Source organism: Dellaglioa sp. CoH-57-MRSF-21, from assembly GCF_056781915.1.
Genome location: NZ_JBXAXU010000006.1, coordinates 52,719 through 72,682, shown reverse-complemented (window position 1 = coordinate 72,682; position 19,964 = coordinate 52,719). Strand labels below are relative to the sequence as shown.

Annotated in this window: 22 protein-coding genes; 18 read left to right on the top strand and 4 right to left on the bottom strand. The window is 34.2% G+C overall.

Annotation, left to right across the window (positions count from 1 at the left end; all coding sequences use genetic code 11):
- The 3 genes from AC1RPQ_RS06900 to accA are packed head-to-tail and all read left to right on the top strand — an operon-like array spanning nt 1 to nt 2,865.
- Entirely contained in the window at nt 1-1,290 is a 1,290-nt protein-coding gene (locus AC1RPQ_RS06900; RefSeq protein WP_481761879.1) for an acetyl-CoA carboxylase biotin carboxylase subunit, read from the top strand.
- A gap of 14 nt (nt 1,291-1,304) precedes the next feature.
- Nucleotides 1,305-2,087, top strand: coding sequence for an acetyl-CoA carboxylase carboxyltransferase subunit beta (locus tag AC1RPQ_RS06895; RefSeq protein WP_481761880.1), 783 nt, complete (start codon nt 1,305-1,307; stop codon nt 2,085-2,087).
- A 13-nt stretch (nt 2,088-2,100) separates the two neighbouring features.
- Nucleotides 2,101-2,865, top strand: a complete 765-nt coding sequence (gene accA, locus AC1RPQ_RS06890) for a carboxyltransferase subunit alpha (protein ID WP_481761881.1) — start codon at nt 2,101-2,103, stop codon at nt 2,863-2,865.
- A gap of 53 nt (nt 2,866-2,918) precedes the next feature.
- Here the strand turns inward: accA and AC1RPQ_RS06885 are convergent, their stop codons facing one another.
- Nucleotides 2,919-3,953, bottom strand: a complete 1,035-nt coding sequence (locus tag AC1RPQ_RS06885) for an LCP family glycopolymer transferase (protein WP_481761882.1) — start codon at nt 3,951-3,953, stop codon at nt 2,919-2,921.
- A gap of 428 nt (nt 3,954-4,381) precedes the next feature.
- On the opposite strand from AC1RPQ_RS06885, the gene AC1RPQ_RS06880 reads away from it, so the two are divergent.
- Both AC1RPQ_RS06880 and AC1RPQ_RS06875 read left to right on the top strand, forming a co-directional pair.
- Complete coding sequence (locus tag AC1RPQ_RS06880; RefSeq protein WP_481761883.1) at nt 4,382-5,638, top strand: C40 family peptidase; 1,257 nt, start codon at nt 4,382-4,384, stop codon at nt 5,636-5,638.
- 86 nt (nt 5,639-5,724) lie between these two features.
- Entirely contained in the window at nt 5,725-6,408 is a 684-nt protein-coding gene (locus tag AC1RPQ_RS06875) for a 2,3-bisphosphoglycerate-dependent phosphoglycerate mutase (protein WP_481761884.1), read from the top strand.
- 31 nt (nt 6,409-6,439) lie between these two features.
- On the opposite strand, the gene AC1RPQ_RS06870 is transcribed toward AC1RPQ_RS06875, so the two are convergent.
- From AC1RPQ_RS06870 to AC1RPQ_RS06860, 3 genes are all read right to left on the bottom strand, one after another.
- Nucleotides 6,440-7,774 carry a C1 family peptidase gene (locus tag AC1RPQ_RS06870; protein ID WP_481761885.1) on the bottom strand — a complete coding sequence of 445 codons (1,335 nt, stop codon included), beginning with the start codon at nt 7,772-7,774 and terminating at the stop codon, nt 6,440-6,442.
- Nucleotides 7,775-7,933: 159 nt separating this feature from the next.
- Nucleotides 7,934-8,635, bottom strand: coding sequence for a ribose-5-phosphate isomerase RpiA (gene rpiA / locus AC1RPQ_RS06865; RefSeq protein ID WP_481761886.1), 702 nt, complete (start codon nt 8,633-8,635; stop codon nt 7,934-7,936).
- 20 nt (nt 8,636-8,655) lie between these two features.
- Nucleotides 8,656-8,940: a GNAT family N-acetyltransferase gene (locus AC1RPQ_RS06860; protein WP_481761887.1), complete on the bottom strand. Its 285-nt coding sequence runs from the start codon at nt 8,938-8,940 to the stop codon at nt 8,656-8,658.
- 112 nt (nt 8,941-9,052) lie between these two features.
- Between AC1RPQ_RS06860 and AC1RPQ_RS06855 the strand changes: the two genes are divergently transcribed.
- The 13 genes from AC1RPQ_RS06855 to AC1RPQ_RS06795 all read left to right on the top strand — a co-directional run bounded on the left by AC1RPQ_RS06855 (nt 9,053) and on the right by AC1RPQ_RS06795 (nt 19,863).
- On the top strand, nt 9,053-9,589 hold the full coding sequence (locus AC1RPQ_RS06855; RefSeq protein WP_481761888.1) for a dCTP deaminase/dUTPase family protein: 537 nt from the start codon (nt 9,053-9,055) through the stop codon (nt 9,587-9,589).
- A 101-nt stretch (nt 9,590-9,690) separates the two neighbouring features.
- On the top strand, nt 9,691-11,061 hold the full coding sequence (radA, locus tag AC1RPQ_RS06850) for a DNA repair protein RadA (protein WP_409021546.1): 1,371 nt from the start codon (nt 9,691-9,693) through the stop codon (nt 11,059-11,061).
- A 16-nt stretch (nt 11,062-11,077) separates the two neighbouring features.
- On the top strand, nt 11,078-12,190 hold the full coding sequence (locus AC1RPQ_RS06845; RefSeq protein ID WP_481761889.1) for a PIN/TRAM domain-containing protein: 1,113 nt from the start codon (nt 11,078-11,080) through the stop codon (nt 12,188-12,190).
- 128 nt (nt 12,191-12,318) lie between these two features.
- The gene (gene gltX, locus AC1RPQ_RS06840; protein ID WP_481761890.1) at nt 12,319-13,812 is read left to right on the top strand and encodes a glutamate--tRNA ligase; all 1,494 of its coding nucleotides are present in this window, start codon (nt 12,319-12,321) and stop codon (nt 13,810-13,812) included.
- 258 nt (nt 13,813-14,070) lie between these two features.
- Nucleotides 14,071-15,480, top strand: a complete 1,410-nt coding sequence (gene cysS, locus AC1RPQ_RS06835) for a cysteine--tRNA ligase (protein WP_481761915.1) — start codon at nt 14,071-14,073, stop codon at nt 15,478-15,480.
- Nucleotides 15,480-15,902, top strand: coding sequence for a Mini-ribonuclease 3 (locus tag AC1RPQ_RS06830; RefSeq protein ID WP_409021543.1), 423 nt, complete (start codon nt 15,480-15,482; stop codon nt 15,900-15,902). The genes cysS and AC1RPQ_RS06830 overlap by 1 nt, the downstream gene beginning before the upstream one ends.
- A complete protein-coding gene (rlmB, locus tag AC1RPQ_RS06825) occupies nt 15,883-16,641 on the top strand; it encodes a 23S rRNA (guanosine(2251)-2'-O)-methyltransferase RlmB (protein ID WP_481761891.1) in 759 nt (252 codons plus the stop codon). Before AC1RPQ_RS06830 ends, rlmB begins: the two co-directional genes overlap by 20 nt.
- 2 nt (nt 16,642-16,643) lie before the next feature.
- A complete protein-coding gene (locus AC1RPQ_RS06820) occupies nt 16,644-17,168 on the top strand; it encodes an NYN domain-containing protein (RefSeq protein WP_481761892.1) in 525 nt (174 codons plus the stop codon).
- Between the two features lie 68 nt (nt 17,169-17,236).
- Nucleotides 17,237-17,845, top strand: a complete 609-nt coding sequence (locus AC1RPQ_RS06815; RefSeq protein ID WP_481761893.1) for an RNA polymerase sigma factor — start codon at nt 17,237-17,239, stop codon at nt 17,843-17,845.
- Nucleotides 17,846-17,966: 121 nt separating this feature from the next.
- Nucleotides 17,967-18,116, top strand: a complete 150-nt coding sequence (gene rpmG / locus AC1RPQ_RS06810; RefSeq protein ID WP_057974231.1) for a 50S ribosomal protein L33 — start codon at nt 17,967-17,969, stop codon at nt 18,114-18,116.
- 10 nt (nt 18,117-18,126) lie between these two features.
- Nucleotides 18,127-18,306 carry a preprotein translocase subunit SecE gene (secE, locus tag AC1RPQ_RS06805; RefSeq protein ID WP_057974232.1) on the top strand — a complete coding sequence of 60 codons (180 nt, stop codon included), beginning with the start codon at nt 18,127-18,129 and terminating at the stop codon, nt 18,304-18,306.
- 115 nt (nt 18,307-18,421) lie between these two features.
- Nucleotides 18,422-18,973, top strand: a complete 552-nt coding sequence (gene nusG / locus AC1RPQ_RS06800; protein ID WP_409022813.1) for a transcription termination/antitermination protein NusG — start codon at nt 18,422-18,424, stop codon at nt 18,971-18,973.
- A gap of 32 nt (nt 18,974-19,005) precedes the next feature.
- Nucleotides 19,006-19,863, top strand: coding sequence for an alpha/beta hydrolase (locus tag AC1RPQ_RS06795; RefSeq protein WP_481761894.1), 858 nt, complete (start codon nt 19,006-19,008; stop codon nt 19,861-19,863).
- Nucleotides 19,864-19,964: the final 101 nt, after the last annotated feature.

The following is a 19,964-nucleotide window of genomic DNA, read 5'->3' as shown; positions in this document are numbered from 1 at the left end:
TTGTTTCGAAAAATTTTAATAGCGAATCGTGGAGAAGTGGCTGAACGAATTATTCGCGCTTGCCAAAAATTAAATATACAAACGGTCGCTATTTATTCAACAGTGGATGCACAAAGTCGATTTGTTGAACTTGCTGATGAAAAAATTTGCATTGGGCCAGCCTTAGCAAAAGATTCTTATTTAAATCGAGAGAGTATATTGATGGCAGCATTAAGTTTAAATGTTGATGCAATTCATCCAGGATACGGGTTTCTATCAGAAGATGCGCATTTTGCACAAATGTGTATGGAATGTGGTATTACTTTTATTGGTCCGGAAGCGGAATTAATCCAGCAACTAGCAGATAAAGATAAATCTCGTTTGTTAGCAATTGAGAAAGGGGTACCCGTTATTCCTGGATCTGATTTAATTACTTCTAACGAAGAATTGATTGAGCAAGCAAATAAAATTGGATTCCCACTATTAATTAAAGCTTCACATGGCGGAGGCGGCAAGGGTATCAGAGCAGTTGAAAGGAAATCTGATTTGTTATCTGGCGCTGAGATTGTTCAGCAAGAAGCAAAGGCTTCTTTTGCTGAGGGAAGTTTTTATCTTGAAAAAAAATTGATAAACGCGCGGCATATAGAAGTGCAAATTATCGGTGATGGGCACCATGTTCAAGTGTTAGGAAATCGGGATTGTAGCTTGCAAAATCACCGACAAAAAGTGATTGAAGAAAGCCCATCAGTTGTCTTAACTAGTGAGCAACAAAGCCAACTCTACTATTTTACGCGTCAGTTAATCAAAAATTTACATTACGTTGGATTAGGAACTGTAGAATTTTTATTTGCGAATAATCAATTTTATTTTTTAGAAATGAATACACGATTGCAAGTCGAACATGGTGTTACTGAAGAAACTGTTAAAATGGATGTTGTTCAACAACAGTTGTTAGTTGCTGAAGGTAAAGAAGTATTGAATAATGATGTAGAAATGAATGGACATGCAATCGAATGTCGATTATCCTTAATTCCAAGTGTGAAAACTAAAATTACATGTTTTGATTTTCCTAAAGATATTCGAATTGAAACGGGTTATGGTGTCGGTGACACCATCTCTGCTTTCTATGACGGACTATTAGCAAAAATTATTTGTCATGCTGAAACGAGAGAATTAGCTATTTTAAAAATGCAAAAATCACTTGAATCAATTTATATTTCAGGAATTGAAACTAATTTAACGCAATTAAAAATAATTATAAAATCACAAGAATTTATTGAAAATACCATTTCAATTGATAGCAAAATTTAAAGGCGGTGGCGGTAATGAGTCATTATCCAAAGACAAATCAATGGCAAAAGTGCCGAAATTGTGGGACGCATTTACATGAAAGTGAATGGGCACCTTATTTTATTTGTCCTAAATGCCAAACTTATAAACGCTTGACTGCTATGGAGAGAATTGCTATTTTAACAGATGAAAACGGTTTTGAGGTAATAAATGTAGCAAATAAAACAGAAAATAAAGCACAATTTCCAGGTTACTCAGAAAAACTGGAACGTGCTAAGCGTTCAACGACATCTGATGAAGCCGTTATTGTCGGTGAAGGTAGCATTGATCAACAACCATTGATTTTAGCAGTAATGGATAGTTTTTTTATGATGGGATCATTGAATACGACGGCAGGGACTAGAATTAAGTTAGGGATGCAAGTCGCATTAGATAAACGACTGCCATTTGTAATCGTTACTGCTTCTGGTGGTGCAAGAATGCAAGAGGGAATTTATTCGTTATTACAAATGAATTCGATTCTTTACATGAAACAAAAACTAGATAATGCAGGGTTATTAGTCATGTCCCTATTGACGGATCCAACAATGGGTGGTGTCAGTGCTAGCTTTGCACTAAATAACGATATTGTATTAGCTGAAAAACAAGCTAAAATTGGCTTTGCTGGTGAAAGAGTGATTAAACAGACGACAAATGAAAAGCTACCTGCTAATTTTCAAACAGCAGAAGGTTTATATGAAAATGGATTTGTTGATCAGGTTATTGATCGGAAAAACATAAAACAGATTCTTAGTCAGCTACTACTATTACACGTGTGAGGGGATATTAAAAATGGACTCAGATTTTTTAAAAAAAGTTCGATCGAATGATAGATTAAGTGCTAAATTTATTATTTCTAGTCTATTTGATGTGTTTTTCGAAAATCATGGTGATCGAGTTGGCGAAGAGGATGCTTCCATTATTGGTGGGATTGGACTTTTTCATAAGTGCCCAGTGACAGTTATTGGCATTAATCGGGGCGTAAATTTAGAAGAACGTTTAGCCTATAATTTTGGTGCCGTGAAGCCAAGTGGGTATCGAAAAGCAATGCGATTACTAAATGAAGCTGAAAAATTTAAGCGACCTGTTGTAACGCTAATTAATATGCCCGGCGCAGATGCCAGCGTTAAATCAGAACAAACAGGACAGAGCTATATTATTTCTGAAATGATTTTAAAAATGGGTGCATTACAAGTGCCGAATATTGCCATTTTTTTAGGTGAAGGTCAAAGCGGTGGTGCACTGGCTTTAGCAAATGCAAATGCTATTATGATGGTTGAAAATAGCTTATTTTCAGTAGCATCTCCAGAAGCCGTTAGTGCTATTTTGAAGAAAACTAATCCAAATGAGATTGAAACAAGTTTGCCAATGACGGCTACTGAGTTATTTAATATTGGATTGATTGATGTGGTATTGCCAGAAACTAATCAGGCAGCAACAATAAGTCTAATGGACAGTAGTCTAAATGAATTGCTGAAGAACCTAGCGACTAAATCATCTAATGAACTTATTGAACAAAGAGAAATGAAATACCAAAAGTTTTTAGAAAATTGGTAAAAAAGAAACGGACCTCAAATTTTAATTGAGGTCCGTTTCTTTTTTATATCTATTTATTTAGAGAGTTGCTGTTCTAAACTAGTAAAGGCTTGTGTTGATTTGTTTAAACCTAATTGAGAACGAATAGCATTTGAGACGCGTTTCTTTTCAGTCGATGTTGGAACTTCATATGAAAGACCATCAACATCTGTACTTACTCCTTGCAAGAAATCAGAGTGAATTGATTCTGTAGCGGCGCTGTAGTTTGTTTCTACTGTGAGCATATCATTAAAACTAAGATCAGTTACCATGTTTCCGTCAATTGTTTTTAATAATTTTTTGTAGTTTGCGAGTGAATTTACAGATTTAGCTTTTCCGGTAATTGCTGTAATAATCTGTTTTTGACGTTTTTGACGGCCATAATCACCTAGTGGATCTGAATGACGCATTCGCGTATAAGCTAAGGCTTGTTTGCCGTTTAAATGGATTGTCTTACCTTTTTTATAATGAGTTCCTTCAAGTTTAAATGAAAGTAATGGTTTGACATCAACACCACCAACGGTATCAACAATTTTCTTTAATCCATTCATGTTAATTAACATATAATAATCAATTGGGATATCTAATAAATTTTGAACAGTATTAACAGCAGATGTTGAACCATCTTTGCCACCATAGGTATAGGCACTGTTTATTTTTGAAGAGCTTTCATCACTTCCGTCAATTTTAACTTGAGTATCACGAGGAATACTTGTTAAGGTAGTTTTATTTGTTGTTGGATTAACTGTTGCAACGATCATTGTATCCGTGCGTCCTGTATCACTTCGACCAAGTGCGCCAGTATCAGTCCCCATTAATAGAATTGAAAAAGGTTTTTTCTCACTCAAAATACTGGAAACATTTCTTAATTTTTTTGCTTTGGTTTTCTTGTAAGTTTTTGCGACGGTATCTTCAGTATGTGTGAATACTGAATAGGCATATACACCTCCAGAAGCAATACCTAAAATCATAATTATCAATAGTGTCCACAGTATTGGATGCTTATTTTTATTGCTTTGAGAACTGCCTTTTATTGGAGATGGCATTCCCAAGTTATTATTTTTAGCCATATTTATTCATACCTTTCATTACATTAATTAAGCTGATTATACGATAAAAAAAGGGATAAAAAGCAAAAAAAATTTTTTCTTACGGTATTATTAAATAATTGAAAAAATGTAAAAGAATGAAAAGGACAACTTTGATTAATTAAGTAATGTTAAATCAGTGAAAAACGACTAATTGTATTACGCTTTTGTCATTTTAATATAGAACTCGTAAATGCCTATTTAACAACAAATAAGAGGGATAAAAACAATGGAAATGGCCTTTTGTAACATTTGTGTAATCATACTGAAATTAAAAGATGTAAATTAAATTCGAATGTAAACTAACCGTAATGGTATGTACCTAAGAACCGTGCTATTCTATTCTAGTCGAGAAAAACGAATACGCTAAAATTAAATAATAATTATGAAATCAACTAGGAGAGTGCCTTTTGAAAATTAATAGTAAAATTGCTAAAGTAATGATGATGACAGCTACACTTATTGGAATGAGCGCAGTTGCAGAACAAGCTAACGCTTCAGATAGTGTAACTGAACTAACAAGCACGATTGCTAAATTAAATAGCAAGAGCACTAAAGTTGCTGCAAAATTAGCAACAATTAATAGTGAAATTACTTCAACTCAAGCTGAAGTTAAGGATGCTAAAGATACAGCTGCAAAACTTGAATCAGATCAATACAAATTAGGTAAGAAGATCAGCAGATTAAATGTTGAAATTTCACAAAGAGATTCACAATTAGCTGATCAAACACGTGCTTTACAAGTTGATGGAAGTACAGCAAGCATGGTTGAATTTGTTTCAGATTCAAAAAGTGTTGTTGATGCCTTCAAACGTGTGGGAACAGTTACAACATTAGTTGGTGCTGGTCAAAAAGCTGCTAAACAACAAAAAGCTGATAAAGCAGAAGTTAAATCTTCTAAAGTTGAATTAGATGAAAAGGCTGCAGATCAACAAAAAACAGTTAAAGAATATACAAACAAACAAGCTGAACTAGCGGTTAAACAAGCAAACGCAAATACATTAAAAGCACAAATTGATACAAAAAAATCAGATACACAATCATCTATCGATAAAGCAAAAGCAGCAGAAAAAGCTGCTGAAAAAGCAGCAGCAGAAACTAAAGCAGCAAATGAAAAGAACGATGCAGCAGCAGCAGATGCAGCTGCATCAAAAGCAACTGAAGCTGCAAGTACAGATACTTCAAGTAATAAAGCAGTAAAAAGCTCAAATACTTCAGCTTCAAGTGAAAAAGCTGTCACAACTTCAACTACAAATAGTTCAAGTAAAAAAGCAGCAACAAGTGCTGTGAGTGCTTCAAGTCTTGATACAAGTAGTATTACTGCTCTAGCAAGATCATTAACAACAAAGAGCATCCCATATGTATGGGGCGGAAAATCATTGAGCGGTTTTGATTGTTCAGGATTTACTAGTTATGTTTATGCTCATGCTGCTGGAAAATCTATTGGTGGCTACACTGTTGCTCAAGAAGGACAAGTTAGCTATGAATCAGTTTCTCAAGCACAACCTGGAGACTTACTTTTCTGGGGATCAAAAGGATCATCATACCATGTTGCTATCTACTTAGGTGGAAGTCAATTTGCTGAAGCTCCAACTGAAGGACAAAATGTTAAAATTAGCACAATGAGTGCTTACTGGAAACCAGATTTTGCTGGTCGAGTAAAATAAATAATTAAAAGACTTAAGACAACAATGTTGTTTTAAGTCTTTTTTGTTATAATGAGTATTAATGAAGAGTGAAGAAGGTTTTAATAATGGTTGAATTAGTCATGGTAAGACATGGTGAGAGTCTAGCAAATCAAAATAATGAATACACCGGTTGGACAGATGTTCCATTAACGGCTAAGGGCATCGCTGAAGCTAGAGTTGCAGGAACAGTTATTCTTAATACAAATATTCAATTTTCACAGGTTCATACATCTGTCTTAAAACGAGCTATTAAAACGAGTAATATTATGATGGAAGAAATGAATCAACTTTGGATTCCAATACAGAAAAATTGGCGTCTTAATGAACGACATTATGGTGCCTTGCGCGGTTTAAATAAAGATGAAACCAAACGTATCTACGGTATTAAACAAGTAGCCCAATGGCGCCGTAGTTATACGACTATCCCACCTAGTTTATCTGTACCTGATAATGATAGACGGTACAAGCAACGTGTTAAAAGTAGCTTACCAACATCAGAAAGCTTAGAAATGGCATTTAAACGGATTTTACCTTACTGGCAAGATGTCATTGCCCCAGAGTTAAGACAAGGTAATAACCAGTTGATTGTCGCACATGGCAGTACACTTAGGGTATTGATAAAATATTTAGAAAATATTTCAGATGCAGATATTGATGGCGTTGAGGTTCCGAATGGTGTCCCTATTTGGTATACATTAAATGATGATTTAACAATTAAAAGCAAAAAAATTTTAACACAAAAAAAGTAACAACAATTCAATATTGTTGTTACTTTTTTAATTATGCTAATGCACCCATTGGATCCCAAGGAGCAAGGACTTTAGGTTCTTCTTTTAGAATAGCTTGTAATTTTTCTGGTAAGAATTTTTTGTTAACGACAACTTGATAACAATATTCTTCCATCCAGTCATCACTCATAACGAAGAAGCCTTTATTACCAACTTTTTCGCCCCATGAGTTTTCAACTTTCCATTTGGTTGCTTGATCATTAACCAAATCAACACCTGTTAGAACCATAGCATGAGTCATTAGACTCTCACCGTAATCAAGGCGTTCAGCTTTTGATAAAGCTAGATCAATATTGAACAATTCATCTTTATGATAAAGTTCAGTATCCATAATACCAATTTGGCGTTCAGACGATTGACCAACATCACAACCGAACCAGACGCTCTCGCCAGATTGTAATTGTTTGATGGCAACATCTCTAAAATCAGCCATGTTAATGTTTAAATGGCGAATAGGACGCCCATCAACAACATTTCCAAGACGATCAACTGTGTACATATTATTGTAAGGTTTATCATCTGTTGGACCATTAATGATTGAGACGTATTCATCTAAGTCCCAACCGATAAATTTTTCATAGAATGTTTTTGGTGTTAAATTTTTATCAATATGATATTCATTATCAGAATCACGATATTCAAAGTCAAATGTTGCAGGAGGTTCACCAAAACTGTATGCTAATAAACGATAAATTTCAGTAAGTTTAGCTTCTTTGACGACTTCAATTTCTTTTGAACTTGTTCCGGCAGCAACGAGTTCACGTAAATCAACAGCATCTTTTCTTAATTTTAAGTTTAAAGTTGAATTGATTTCGCTTGATTTAGAACTATTATATGTTTCAGGCATCACAGATTGAGGAACAACACCATATTTTTCAATAATTGCAACGATCATATCCCATTGGCCGCCATCTTGTTGTGGAGTTGTCATTAACCATGAAACGGTACGGTCACTAGTTGGTTTATCAGCTGTTTCAAGAACATTTTGATAAAAGTAATTTGCTTTTTCAAGTTTATCCCAGAAGTAAGTGAAATTTTGTGACAATTCAAAATCTTTGGCAACTTTAAAATTTGTTTTCATGTCATGACGCATTGTATTTAATGCGGCGAACATCCAACAACGACCTGATTGCTTTTGGTTAGAAACATTACCAACATCCAGATCAATTGAGAAAACAGGTTCCATTTTAGCTTGGGCTTTTAAATCGTAACTATTTGCTAAAATACCATTTTTTGTAACGGCACGTTCAATAACTTCATGGCTTTCACGTGCATGTAAATTTTTTTGGAATTTTGCGAGTTGTTCTGAACTAATTGATTGTGTCAAAAAAATCACACTCCTATATAAGATTTAAGTACTGTGGCTATTATAATATATCTCGTTAGATTAGTAAACAATGTTAAAAAGAAAAGAAAATTCTCATTTTTAAATAAAATCAATTTGCGTATTTAAAAAGAGCCAATAAAAATTAGCTCTTCTTTAGAATTATTTAATTGTAAAGGTGTCAGAACGTGCGTGTAAAACTTCAGGACCATCTTGACGTCCAACGATAACCGTATTTACACAATCTAAAAATAGACCTTGTTCTACAACACCAACTTGTTTAGCTAAATAATCTTGTATGCTAGCAGGATCGTTTATTTCACCTAAATATAAATCGATGACAAAATTTTTAGAGTCAGTTAAAACATTTTCATTATCAACAGTTCTAAATTTGGGATTAAATCCTTTAGCTTCTAATTTTTTGAATAATTGATGACTACCGTAAGGGATAACTTCAACGGGAAGAGGGAATTTACCCAACGTATGAACCATTTTACTTTCATCAACAATCCACATATTTTGATTTGAATTAATAGCAACAATTTTTTCAAATAAATGAGCAGCACCGCCACCTTTAATACCTTGGAAATGGTCATCAATTTCATCTGCACCATCAATTGTTAAATCAATGTGGTCAACTTCATCAACTGATTTAACTGGAATACCAAGTGATTTTGCTTGTTCTTCAGTTCTAATTGATGTTGAAACACCGATAATTGATAAGTTTTCATTTTTAACACGTTGACCTAATGCATCTACCATAAATTTAACGGTTGAGCCTGTACCAAGTCCAACAACCATACCGTCTTTAATAAACTCGACAGCTTTTTGTCCAACTAATTTTTTTAAATTGTCTTGATTCATGTGTGTCACTCTCCTATTTTTTATTTAGGTGTATAAATTAATTCTAAAAGTTCTGGATGTTCACTAAAATAAAACTTTGTATAAGGGCATAATGGTAAAATAGTTTGCTGATTTAGAATAACTTGTTTAATTAAGTAATCAGTTGTACTTTTTGCAAGCCCTTGATGACGCTGATTGTCAGCTACCCAAGTATGTTCAATGACCATTGTCTGATTAGCATTAATCATGGTAAAACTAATTCGACTAATTAACTCGTCATTAACGTTGTACACGCGTAAATCGGTTTCATTTAGTTGGAAATCCATTTGAACACCTTCCCTTTGAATGTAATTATACCATTAAAAAATGCCCAAAAACTAGCCATTTATGTCATAAATGAGGTAAGATAAAAAGTAAACAGATTACGGGGATAAACAAATGAAAACAAGAGGATTTGAAATTGTTACTAAATATGCAGGGAAAATTGACTTACCCGTTCGATCAACAACAACTTCGGCAGGATATGACTTAGCTGCAGCTGAAGATTTTACATTACCTTCAATCTGGAAAAGTGGATTTTTAAAGGTTTTATGGCTAATTAGGCATCGTGAATCGGTGGCTGAAGAAGAGCTCATTCAAGCAAATAAAATTTTGAAACCTTATTTAATTCCCACAGGAATTAAAGCGTATATGCTAGATAATGAATTTTTATTATTAGCAAATCGTTCAAGTAGCCCCTTAAAACGTGGACTGATTTTACCAAATGGAATTGGTGTTATTGATTCTGATTACTATAATAACGAAAAAAATGAAGGTGAAATTTTCATACAAATTGTTAATTTTAGTTTAAAAGATCAAATGGTAAAAAAAGGAGATCGGATAGGCCAAGGGATTTTTATGCCCTATTTAACTGTTGATAATGAAAAGGTGACCGCTACAAAACGTATTGGCGGATTTGGTTCATCAGGTAAATAGTTATTATAGAATGATTAAGAATTTCAATTGAAATTACAGGTTGTCGTTTATGTGATAAAATATTAACAATAGAATTTATAATGAAAGGGTGGGGAGTTTGTATGGCAAAAGTAAAAACGCAATTTGTATGTCAAAACTGTGGATACACCTCACCAAAGTATTTGGGTCGTTGCCCTAACTGTAACGAATGGAACACGATGGTAGAAGAGCGTGAACAATCACAAAAAGCAGATCGTAAAGCTCGTGTCAGTTTTACTGGAGCTTCTGTTAAACCAGAACTATTAGATGATATCTCAATGGCAGAACAAGAACGTGTTGAAACTGAGTTAGGTGAATTAAATCGTGTTCTTGGTGGTGGTGTTGTACCCGGGTCATTAGTTTTAATTGGTGGTGATCCAGGCATTGGTAAATCAACATTACTTTTACAAGTTTCTGGTCAACTAAGCCAAACTGGCGGAACTGTCTTATATGTTTCTGGTGAAGAAAGTGCTGTTCAGATTAAAATGCGTGCACAGCGCCTCGGTGTTGGAGGTCAGAAATTTTATCTTTACCCTGAAACAGATATGGGTAATATTCGTCAAAATATTGAGACATTAAATCCTGATTACGTAGTCATTGACTCAATTCAAACAATGCAAGAACCAGAAATGTCTGCTGCAGTTGGCAGTGTTTCTCAAATTCGAGAAGTAACTGCTGAATTATTACAAATTGCTAAAACGAATGGTATTACGATTTTTATTGTTGGACATGTAACAAAAGGTGGTGCAATTGCTGGTCCCAAAATTTTGGAACATATGGTTGATACAGTCCTTTATTTTGAAGGAGATATGCATCACACGTTCCGTATTTTACGCGCTGTTAAAAACCGATTTGGTTCAACAAATGAAATTGGAATTTTTGATATGCGTGAAGGTGGGTTATTTGAAGTTGCAAACCCATCAGAAATTTTCTTAGAAGAACGTTTGGCTGGCGCAACAGGTTCTGCTATTGTTGTATCTATGGAAGGAACACGACCTATTTTGGTTGAAGTTCAAGCATTAATCACACCAACAGTTTACGGAACGGCGAAGCGTACAACTACAGGGCTTGATCACAATCGTGTGTCATTAATAATGGCCGTTCTTGAAAAACGTGCAAGTTTATTATTACAGAACCAGGATGCTTATCTTAAGGCGGCTGGTGGCGTAAAATTAGATGAACCAGCTATTGATTTAGCGATTGCTGTTAGTATTGCGTCAAGTTATCGAGATAAAGAAACAGACCCTGCAGACAGTTTTGTAGGTGAAATTGGATTGACTGGTGAAATTCGACGTGTTAATCGGATTGAACAACGGGTTGCTGAAGCACAAAAGCTTGGATTTAAACGAATTTTTATTCCTAAAAATAATTTATCAGGATGGACACCACCTAAAGGAATTACAGTTGTTGGTGTTGCTACACTAAGCGAAGCACTAAAAGTAGTGTTTAGTTAGAAAGGAGGAGTTGTCAATGCGTAGAAATATTATTAAAGGTGTTGTTGCACTAGTCGGCGGTGGAATTGGTGTTAGTTTGCTACCACTTTTTTGGAAATTAGTGAGTATTGCGGAGATTGGTATATTAAATAATAGTGTTGTTAATTTTTTAATAGGTGTCGGTTTAGCTCTTATTCTATCTTTATTTATCATAACGCCACTAGAAAAATTACTGGCAAATATTGAAAATTATTTAACTAATCAAAGCCCAATGATGCTACTAACAGCGAGTGTTTCAACTATTGTTGGTATGGTTATTGCAATTTTAATCTCAACACCATTCTATCGATCAGAAATATGGCTATTGAACACAATTGTACCCGTTTTGTTACTATTTTTACTTGGATACTTGGGTTTTGTTATAGGAACTAATCGTTTGGAGGATTGGCGTAAATTATTTGCATCAAAAAATAAGAAAAGTGATGTCGTTGAAAGTAGTTTACTAGACCGTAATGTCAATGATAATTATCATGAATATAAAATATTAGATACAAATATCTTAATTGATGGCCGGATTTATGATTTGATTAAAACTGGCTTTATTGAAGGAACATTATTAGTTCCTAATTTTGTTTTATATGAACTCCAATATATTGCAGATTCAGCTGATAGTATCAAACGTGTTCGGGGTCGTAGAGGATTAGATATTTTAAATAAACTTCAAGATGAAAAAATCATGCCGATTGAAATGTATGAAGGTGATTTTGAAGAAATTGAAGAAGTAGATAGTAAGTTAATTAAATTAGCTAAAACGATTGATGGGGTTATTGTCACAAATGATTTTAATTTAAACAAAGTTAGCGAATTTCAAAATGTCCAGATTTTGAATGTAAATGCACTAGCTAAATCATTGAAACCTCGGGTTATTCCTGGAGAACAATTACATGTTATGGTAATAAAAAATGGTTCTGAGCGTCAACAAGGTGTTGCTTATTTGGATGATGGAACAATGGTTGTCGTGGAAGAAGGAAAGTATTTCCTAAACAAATCAATTGACGTTGTCGTTACAAGTGCACTTCAAACGGATGCTGGAAGAATGATTTTTGCAAAACCATTACATTCAATGAAAAAAATAAACGATAAGAAATAAAGTCAATACTAAGATTATTGGCTTTATTTTTTATCCGATTCATTGTAAACTAGATTAGTTGAATAAAGCCTTAAATAAACGGTTTATATCGTAGTAACTAAATACAGAAAAAAGAAAGAGGCGTTATCATGGCTAAAAATAAAATTCGTGTCAGATATGCACCAAGTCCAACTGGACATTTACACATTGGAAATGCTCGTACCGCTCTATTTAATTACTTATTTGCGAGAAGTCAAAAGGGTACTTTTGTTATCCGTATTGAAGATACTGATACAAAGAGAAATATTGCTGATGGTGAACGCAGCCAACTAGATAACTTAAAATGGTTAGGCATGGATTGGGATGAAGGTCCTGACAAACCAGGAGAATTTGGTCCTTATCGTCAATCAGAACGTAAAGATATCTATTTACCATTAATCCAAGAATTAGTGGATAAAAATTTAGCTTACGAGTCATATAAAACAGAAGATGAACTCGAAGCAGACCGTGATGCTCAAAAAGCACGTAATGAAATGCCACATTATGAATACGAATATGCAGGTATGTCTGATGATGAGATTACTGCTAAAATTGCAGAGTCAAAAGCTGCCGGTTTAACACCTGTTATTCGTTTCCGTGTTCCAGCAAACAAAAAATACGAATTTAAAGATATTGTTAAAGGTGAAATTACCTTTGATTCCAATACTATTGGTGGCGATTTTGTTATTCAAAAACGTGATGGTATGCCAACATATAACTTTGCTGTTGTTGTTGATGATCACTTGATGGAAATTACGCATGTTCTTCGTGGGGATGACCATATTGCCAATACGCCTAAGCAATTGATGATTTATGAAGCATTTGGCTGGGATGCACCTATCTTTGGACATATGACATTAATTATCAATACAGAAACAGGAAAAAAATTAAGTAAACGTGATGAAAATGTTCTCCAATTCATTGAACAATATCGTGAATTAGGCTACTTGCCAGAAGCTATGGTAAACTTCATTACCTTATTAGGCTGGTCACCAGTTGGCGAAAGTGAAATTTTCTCTCGCCAAGAATTGATTAAAATGTTTGATCCTAAACGTTTAAGCAAGTCACCAGCTTCATTTGATGGTAAAAAATTAGAATGGATTAATAATCAATATATTAAAACAGCTGATGAAGATAAAGTAATGGATTTGGCTTTACGTCAATTAATTCAAGATGGTAAAATTGAAGCTGATCCAAGTGCAGAAAGAATTGAATGGGCTCGTAAATTAATTAGCCTTTATAAGCAACAAATGTCATATACAGGTCAAATTACTGAAATGGCAGAAGTATTTTTAAGCGAACCACCTGTTCTTGATGATGAAGCAAAGGCAGAGTTAGCTGTTGAAACAGCACCAACAGTTTTAAAAGAATTTGCTGAACGCATTAAAACGATTGATATTTTTGATGCTGTTGCTATCCAAGCAACAATTAAATCAATTCAAAAAGATACAAAAATTAAAGGTCGTCAATTATATATGCCAATCCGTATTGCAACAACGCGTGAAATGCATGGACCAGAACTACCAGCATCAATCGAATTGCTTGGTCGTGAAAAAGCATTAGCTCATTTGAACAAAACGTTAGAAGAAATGAATACAAAATAATTTTTGATAAGAGAGAGTAACAACTTATTGGCGTTTTTTAGAAAGTTTTCGGTGATGTGAGAAAACAAACGTTAGTTGTGAAGTGCCTCTTTAAAATGCTATGATGAACAAAGTAATTATAGTCGTGTAATGAACGTTAACTCATTGTTGGATGTAGGTTCACTACATCTTAAGGAGTGGAACAACGTTGAAGACGTCTTTTATAAGTATATAAAAGACGTCTTTTTTTAACAAAAAGATTAAATGGCGGGTGATAAAATGATTTCAATTTATAATACATTAACGAATCAAAAAGAGGTTTTTAAACCACTTGTGTCTGGGAAAGTTAGTATGTACGTTTGCGGGCCAACCGTTTATAACTATATTCATATTGGAAATGCGCGAAGTGCTATTGCGTTTGATACAATTCGTCGATATTTTGAATATCGTCATTTTAAAGTTAACTATGTATCTAATTTTACAGATGTTGATGATAAAATGATCAAAGCTGCTAAAGAAGACCATATAACAGTTCAACAATTAGCCGATAAGTTTATTGCTGCTTTCATGGAAGATACCAAGGCATTGGCGATTGAACCAGCAACTAAAAATCCAAAGGCGACAGAAAATATTGATGATATCATTCAATTTATATTAAATTTAATTGATAAAGGTTATGCTTATGTATCTGATGGGGATGTTTATTTTAGAACGCGTAAATCTCCAGATTATGGTAAATTATCTGATCAAAATATCAACGAATTAGAACAAGGTGCCAGTCAGCATGTTGATACTGAAGAAACGGCTCGAAAAGAAGATGAAATTGATTTTGCACTTTGGAAATCAGTCAAAAATGATGATCTTTCTTGGAACTCTCCATTTGGTAAGGGCCGTCCGGGTTGGCACATTGAGTGTTCTGTAATGGCAACAAAATACCTAGGTCCAACGATTGATATTCATGGTGGTGGACAGGATTTAATGTTTCCACATCATGAAAATGAAATCGCTCAAAGTGAAGCTGAAACGGGTCAAAAATTTGCTAACTATTGGATGCATAATGGATTTGTAACAATTGGTGAAAATGATGAAAAAATGAGTAAATCACTAGGTAATTTTGTTACGGTGCATGATATGATTAAAGAAGTCAATCCACAAGTTATCCGTTTCTTTATGGCAACAACGCATTACCGCCGTCCAATTCAGTATAGCCAAGCGAATATTGATGAAGCGACTAATAATTTAAATAAATTGAAAACAGCATTTGATAACTTAACTTATCGATTGAACGATGCTATTTCAGGAGAAAATAAATTAATAGAAAATCAAATTAATGAGAGCTTATCCAATTTTGAAACTGCTATGGATGATGATTTTAATTCACAAAATGGTATTGCAGTTATCTATGATTTAGCTAAGAAAATGAATGTCTATTCTGAAAACAAACAAGTGGAACGAGATTCAATTAATCACTTGTTAGAAATTTTTAAAGAAATGACATCAGTTTTTGGATTAGCTTTTGGACAAGTAGCTGATGCTCTAGATATCAGAGTTGAAAAATTAATTGCACAAAGAATAGAAGCTAAGAAACAAAAAGATTTTCAAAAAAGCGATGAAATTCGAGATCAACTTGCAGCAGAAGGAATTATTTTGGAAGACACACCACAAGGAACTAGATGGAGAAAAGACTAATGGAAAATAATGCAGATTATCAACAAATGAATGGGATTGCGTTAGCTTATATGGGCGATGGTATTTATGAAGTATTTGTTCGTAAACACTTACTTGTACAAGGACTTACAAGACCAACTCAATTACACCATCAAGCAACACATTATGTATCAGCCAAAGCACAAGCTTTCTTGATAGATAAAATGACAGAAAATAATATTTTAACTGAAGAAGAAATAGACTACTTTAAACGTGGACGTAATGCTAAAAGTCATACTTCAGCTAAAAATACATCAGTAATAACGTATCGTATTTCAACTGGATTTGAAGCATTGTTTGGCTACTTATTTTTGAGTAATCAAAACGATAGATTGGCCGAATTGGCAAAATGGTGTATTAACACCGTTGAAAAGGAGAACTTAAATGGGACAACCAAGAAGTAGTGAAGAGGCTGGCGATTTTATTATTGGTCGTCACCCTGTAGAAGCAGCGTTAAAAAGTAATCAATCAATTAACAAATTATTTTTACAAACTGGATTAAAATCAGATGTTTTAAGTGGTATTGAACAGTTAGCTAAGAAAAAAGGTATTATCACACAACTAGTTCCTAAAAGTAAATTAGATTTATTATCAGATCAACAAAATCACCAAGGCGTTATTGTAGCAGTTGCCGCATTTGAATATGCAACTATTGAAGATCTTTTCAAAAGTGCAGCTGATAAAGATGAACCACCATTTTTCCTTATTTTAGATAATGTTGAAGATCCACATAACTTAGGATCAATTATGAGAACAGCCGATGCTGCGGGTGTACATGGAATTATTATTCCAAAACGTCGCGCAGTCGGTTTAACGTCAACAGTTGCTAAGACGTCAACAGGTGCAATTGAATATATGCCAGTTGCTCGCGTAACTAATTTGGTAAATACTGTAAATGAATTGAAAAAGGCCGGATTATGGGTCTTCGGAACAGATATGGATGGACAAGATTATCGTGAATGGGATGCTAAAGGACCCACAGCCCTCGTAATTGGTAACGAAGGTAAAGGTATTTCACCGTTATTGAAAAAAGCTTGTGATGGTATGTTGACTATTCCAATGGTTGGACACGTTCAAAGTTTAAACGCCAGTGTCGCAGCCAGTTTACTTATTTATCAAGGATTTACTTCTAGGGGTAAATAATAATGAAAAAGCAAATTTTGGTTGTAGATGCCTATAATATGATTGGTAATTGGCCAGAATTAAATCGATTGAAACAATCAGAGCGACTTGATGAAGCACGTGACTTGCTACTGCACAAATTATCAAATTATCATAAACAGATTGACTCTCGGTTAATCGTTGTCTTTGATGCAATGTATGTTCCAGGACTATCAAAGAGTTATACAAAATATGGATTAGAGATTATTTGGACAGCAGAGGGTCAGACGGCTGATAGTTATATTGAAGCAATGATAGGTGAGTTACAGACTAAACTCACACAGGTAACTGTTGCAACGAGTGATCAAGCAGAACAGTGGACTATTTTCTCACAAGGTGCATTAAGAATTCCTGCATGGGAGTTATACAAAGACATTAATGAATCTAAAAAAGAAGTTGCTCAACAAGCCAAAAAATATCAAACGGAGGCATCGGTTCGTCGTTCACCATGGGACTCAGAACAATTAGATAGTCTGGCTGAATTGCGTGATCACCTATCACATGACTAAGCAACTGTTGTAATCAGTCATTATGTTTGGTATATTGAAAAATGGAGACCCGGATATGGAGAGTCTACTTGTTAGATGAAACTTACCGGAGTACTGAAAACGAAACAGATTTTCAATTGATTTGCCAAATTAAATTAGGTGCAGAACATAAATTTGAACCGTTATTTGAACGATATCGTCCAATGGTTTATTCGATGATTCGTAAATACTATCTAAAATTATGGGATACTGAAGATTTTTTACAAGAGGCTAGAGCTGTTTGTTTTAAAGCATTAAAAAATTACCAACCGAACAAAGGAATTACGTTTGGACAGTATTTTAAAACCAGTCTATCGAATTGTATTTTTAGTTTAATTCGCAAACAATCAGCGACTAAAAGGCTGTCTGATGCGAACTCGCATTCTTTGGAACGATATGAAGAAACTTATGGTGAATGTGAACGGCCTTCGTTTTATTGTGAGATATTGGCAGATGACAGAATTATCCTTCAAGAAAAATTGGATGATTTTGAATTGAAATTGTCAGAGTTAGAAAGAAGTACTTTTGTTTTACTTTATTATCAAATGAAAAAGCCAGAAGAAATTGCGCTTATTTTAGAGTGCGATATGAAAAAGGTATTAGGATCTATCTCAAGGTGTAAGAGTAAGCTTGGGTTATTTTTTAAAGAAAATCGATAATTAGGAAAGAAAGAAAAGAGGGTGGTTCCTTTTTTCTTTCTTTTAATGTAAAATGAGTGTATTCTTTAAAAATGTTAGTCGAAGTTAGCGTTAGTTAACTTTACATTAAGGAGAAAAAGTCATGGCACAAAGAAAAGTAGCATTGGCTTGTATCGTTTGTGGCTCACGAAATTATATTGTAGCTGCAAAACCGAGCAGAACCGAACGCTTAGAAGTAAATAAATTTTGTAAATATTGTAATAAACATACGTTACATCGTGAAACAAAATAGGGGGATAGTTATGAGAAAAATTAATGCATTTCTTAAAAGTGTTATCGTAGAAATTAAAGCAACAACTTGGCCAACAGGTAAGGAACTACGTCGTGATACAACAACTGTTGTTGTAACTGCAATTATGTTTGCGATTTTCTTCTGGATTGTTGATTCAGGTGCTTCTGCATTCTTAACCCTATTTTCATAGAAGAATAGCTATTTAACTGATGTTTTGATATAATGACACAAGTGAGAAAACTTCGTTGATGCGGAGTTTTTTTTGTTTGAGAAAAATGAAGCTGATAATTTAAGGAGAGATATATATAATGGAATCAATCGAAAAAAGTTGGTATGTCTTACATACTTACTCTGGTTACGAAAATAAAGTTAAAACAAATATTGAATCACGTGCACAATCAATGGGTATGGAAGATTTTATTTTCCGTGTAGTTGTTCCTGAAGAAGAAGAACGTGAAGTTAAAAATGGTAAAGAAAAAACAGATATGAAGAAAACATTCCCTGGATATGTTTTAGTTGAGATGGGTATGTCAGATGAATCATGGTATGTTGTTCGTAATACACCAGGCGTAACTGGGTTCGTTGGTTCTCATGGGGCCGGAAGTAAACCAGCACCACTATTACCTGAAGAAGTAGAATTGATTCTTCGTCGTTTGGGTATGAGTGCTCGTCATCAAGAATTGGACATTGAAATTGGTGAATCTGTCACAATTATTGAAGGTGCATTTGCTAACCTTATCGGTAAAGTAACGGAAATTGATAATGAAAAATTAAAACTTAAAGTTGATATTGATATGTTTGGTCGTGAAACAAGTACAGAATTGAACTTTGATCAAGTAGATAAATTATTAGGCTAGGGTGATAACTCACAAAAGTAGAAGGTGATTTAATGACTAAGGGACTTTTGAAGATAGGCTTGTTAGGTCTAGGAGCAGGCACAAGTTTTTTCATTGGGAATAAATTTAGACGATTAGGGCATGTTTCAATTGATGCCTCTGATCCAATTGTACCTAGCGACAAGATGACCCCAACACTATTTGTTCACGGTTATAGTGGTAATCGACTTTCTTTTGGCCCAATGATTGCCCGTTTTGAACGAGCAGGCTATGGTCGTAAAGATATGGTTATCATAGTTGATGATAATGGTAGTTTACATGTTGAAGGTCAATTAAGATCTGCGCAACCATTCATTCAAGTTTTATTTAAAAATAATATAGCTCCTGTTGAAAAACAAAGCTTATGGTTACATTATATTATGCAATTTTTATATGGCGCTTATGCCATTGAAAAGGTCGATTTTGTTGGGCATTCAATGGGTAGTGTCAGTATATTACGCTATATGACAGAATACAGAGATATGACTGATGTCCCAATGGTGGCACATGCCATTTCAATTGGTGCACCATACAATGATCATAATGTAGCACAAAATACGCCTATCATTGAAGATTTATTTTTAACTGATAAAGGTCCAGTGGAAACGACTTCACTCTACCAGTATTTTGAAAAGGCAATGCAGCATCTACCGGAGAATTTACAATTTTTAAATATTGCTGGCGATTTGAAAAATGGCAATGATGGCGCTGTTTCCATTAATAGTGTTTTATCACTTCGCTATTTAGTTGAAAATCAGCTTAATTATCAGGAACTTATTGTGAGCGGTCGAAGAGCAGCACACAGATTATTACATGAAAATAAACGAGTTGATGAATCAATTTACACATTTTTATGGAAAAAGCATAAATAAGATTGCGTGGAACCCATCTGGGTGTTATATTATATTAGTATGTTCTGCATACAGTGGGAGGAGAAATTTATATCTCCATTTACCACGCACGGATTTTACAA

Coding starts and splice junctions, on each gene's coding strand:
- AC1RPQ_RS06895 (WP_481761880.1), top strand. CDS start 1,305: ATGAGTCATTATCCAAAGACAAATCAATGGCAAAAGTGCCGAAATTGT.
- accA (WP_481761881.1), top strand. CDS start 2,101: ATGGACTCAGATTTTTTAAAAAAAGTTCGATCGAATGATAGATTAAGT.
- AC1RPQ_RS06885 (WP_481761882.1), bottom strand. CDS start 3,953: ATGGCTAAAAATAATAACTTGGGAATGCCATCTCCAATAAAAGGCAGT.
- AC1RPQ_RS06875 (WP_481761884.1), top strand. CDS start 5,725: ATGGTTGAATTAGTCATGGTAAGACATGGTGAGAGTCTAGCAAATCAA.
- rpiA (WP_481761886.1), bottom strand. CDS start 8,635: ATGAATCAAGACAATTTAAAAAAATTAGTTGGACAAAAAGCTGTCGAG.
- AC1RPQ_RS06860 (WP_481761887.1), bottom strand. CDS start 8,940: ATGGATTTCCAACTAAATGAAACCGATTTACGCGTGTACAACGTTAAT.
- AC1RPQ_RS06855 (WP_481761888.1), top strand. CDS start 9,053: ATGAAAACAAGAGGATTTGAAATTGTTACTAAATATGCAGGGAAAATT.
- radA (WP_409021546.1), top strand. CDS start 9,691: ATGGCAAAAGTAAAAACGCAATTTGTATGTCAAAACTGTGGATACACC.
- AC1RPQ_RS06845 (WP_481761889.1), top strand. CDS start 11,078: ATGCGTAGAAATATTATTAAAGGTGTTGTTGCACTAGTCGGCGGTGGA.
- gltX (WP_481761890.1), top strand. CDS start 12,319: ATGGCTAAAAATAAAATTCGTGTCAGATATGCACCAAGTCCAACTGGA.
- cysS (WP_481761915.1), top strand. CDS start 14,071: ATGATTTCAATTTATAATACATTAACGAATCAAAAAGAGGTTTTTAAA.
- AC1RPQ_RS06830 (WP_409021543.1), top strand. CDS start 15,480: ATGGAAAATAATGCAGATTATCAACAAATGAATGGGATTGCGTTAGCT.
- rlmB (WP_481761891.1), top strand. CDS start 15,883: ATGGGACAACCAAGAAGTAGTGAAGAGGCTGGCGATTTTATTATTGGT.
- AC1RPQ_RS06820 (WP_481761892.1), top strand. CDS start 16,644: ATGAAAAAGCAAATTTTGGTTGTAGATGCCTATAATATGATTGGTAAT.
- rpmG (WP_057974231.1), top strand. CDS start 17,967: ATGGCACAAAGAAAAGTAGCATTGGCTTGTATCGTTTGTGGCTCACGA.
- secE (WP_057974232.1), top strand. CDS start 18,127: ATGAGAAAAATTAATGCATTTCTTAAAAGTGTTATCGTAGAAATTAAA.
- AC1RPQ_RS06795 (WP_481761894.1), top strand. CDS start 19,006: ATGACTAAGGGACTTTTGAAGATAGGCTTGTTAGGTCTAGGAGCAGGC.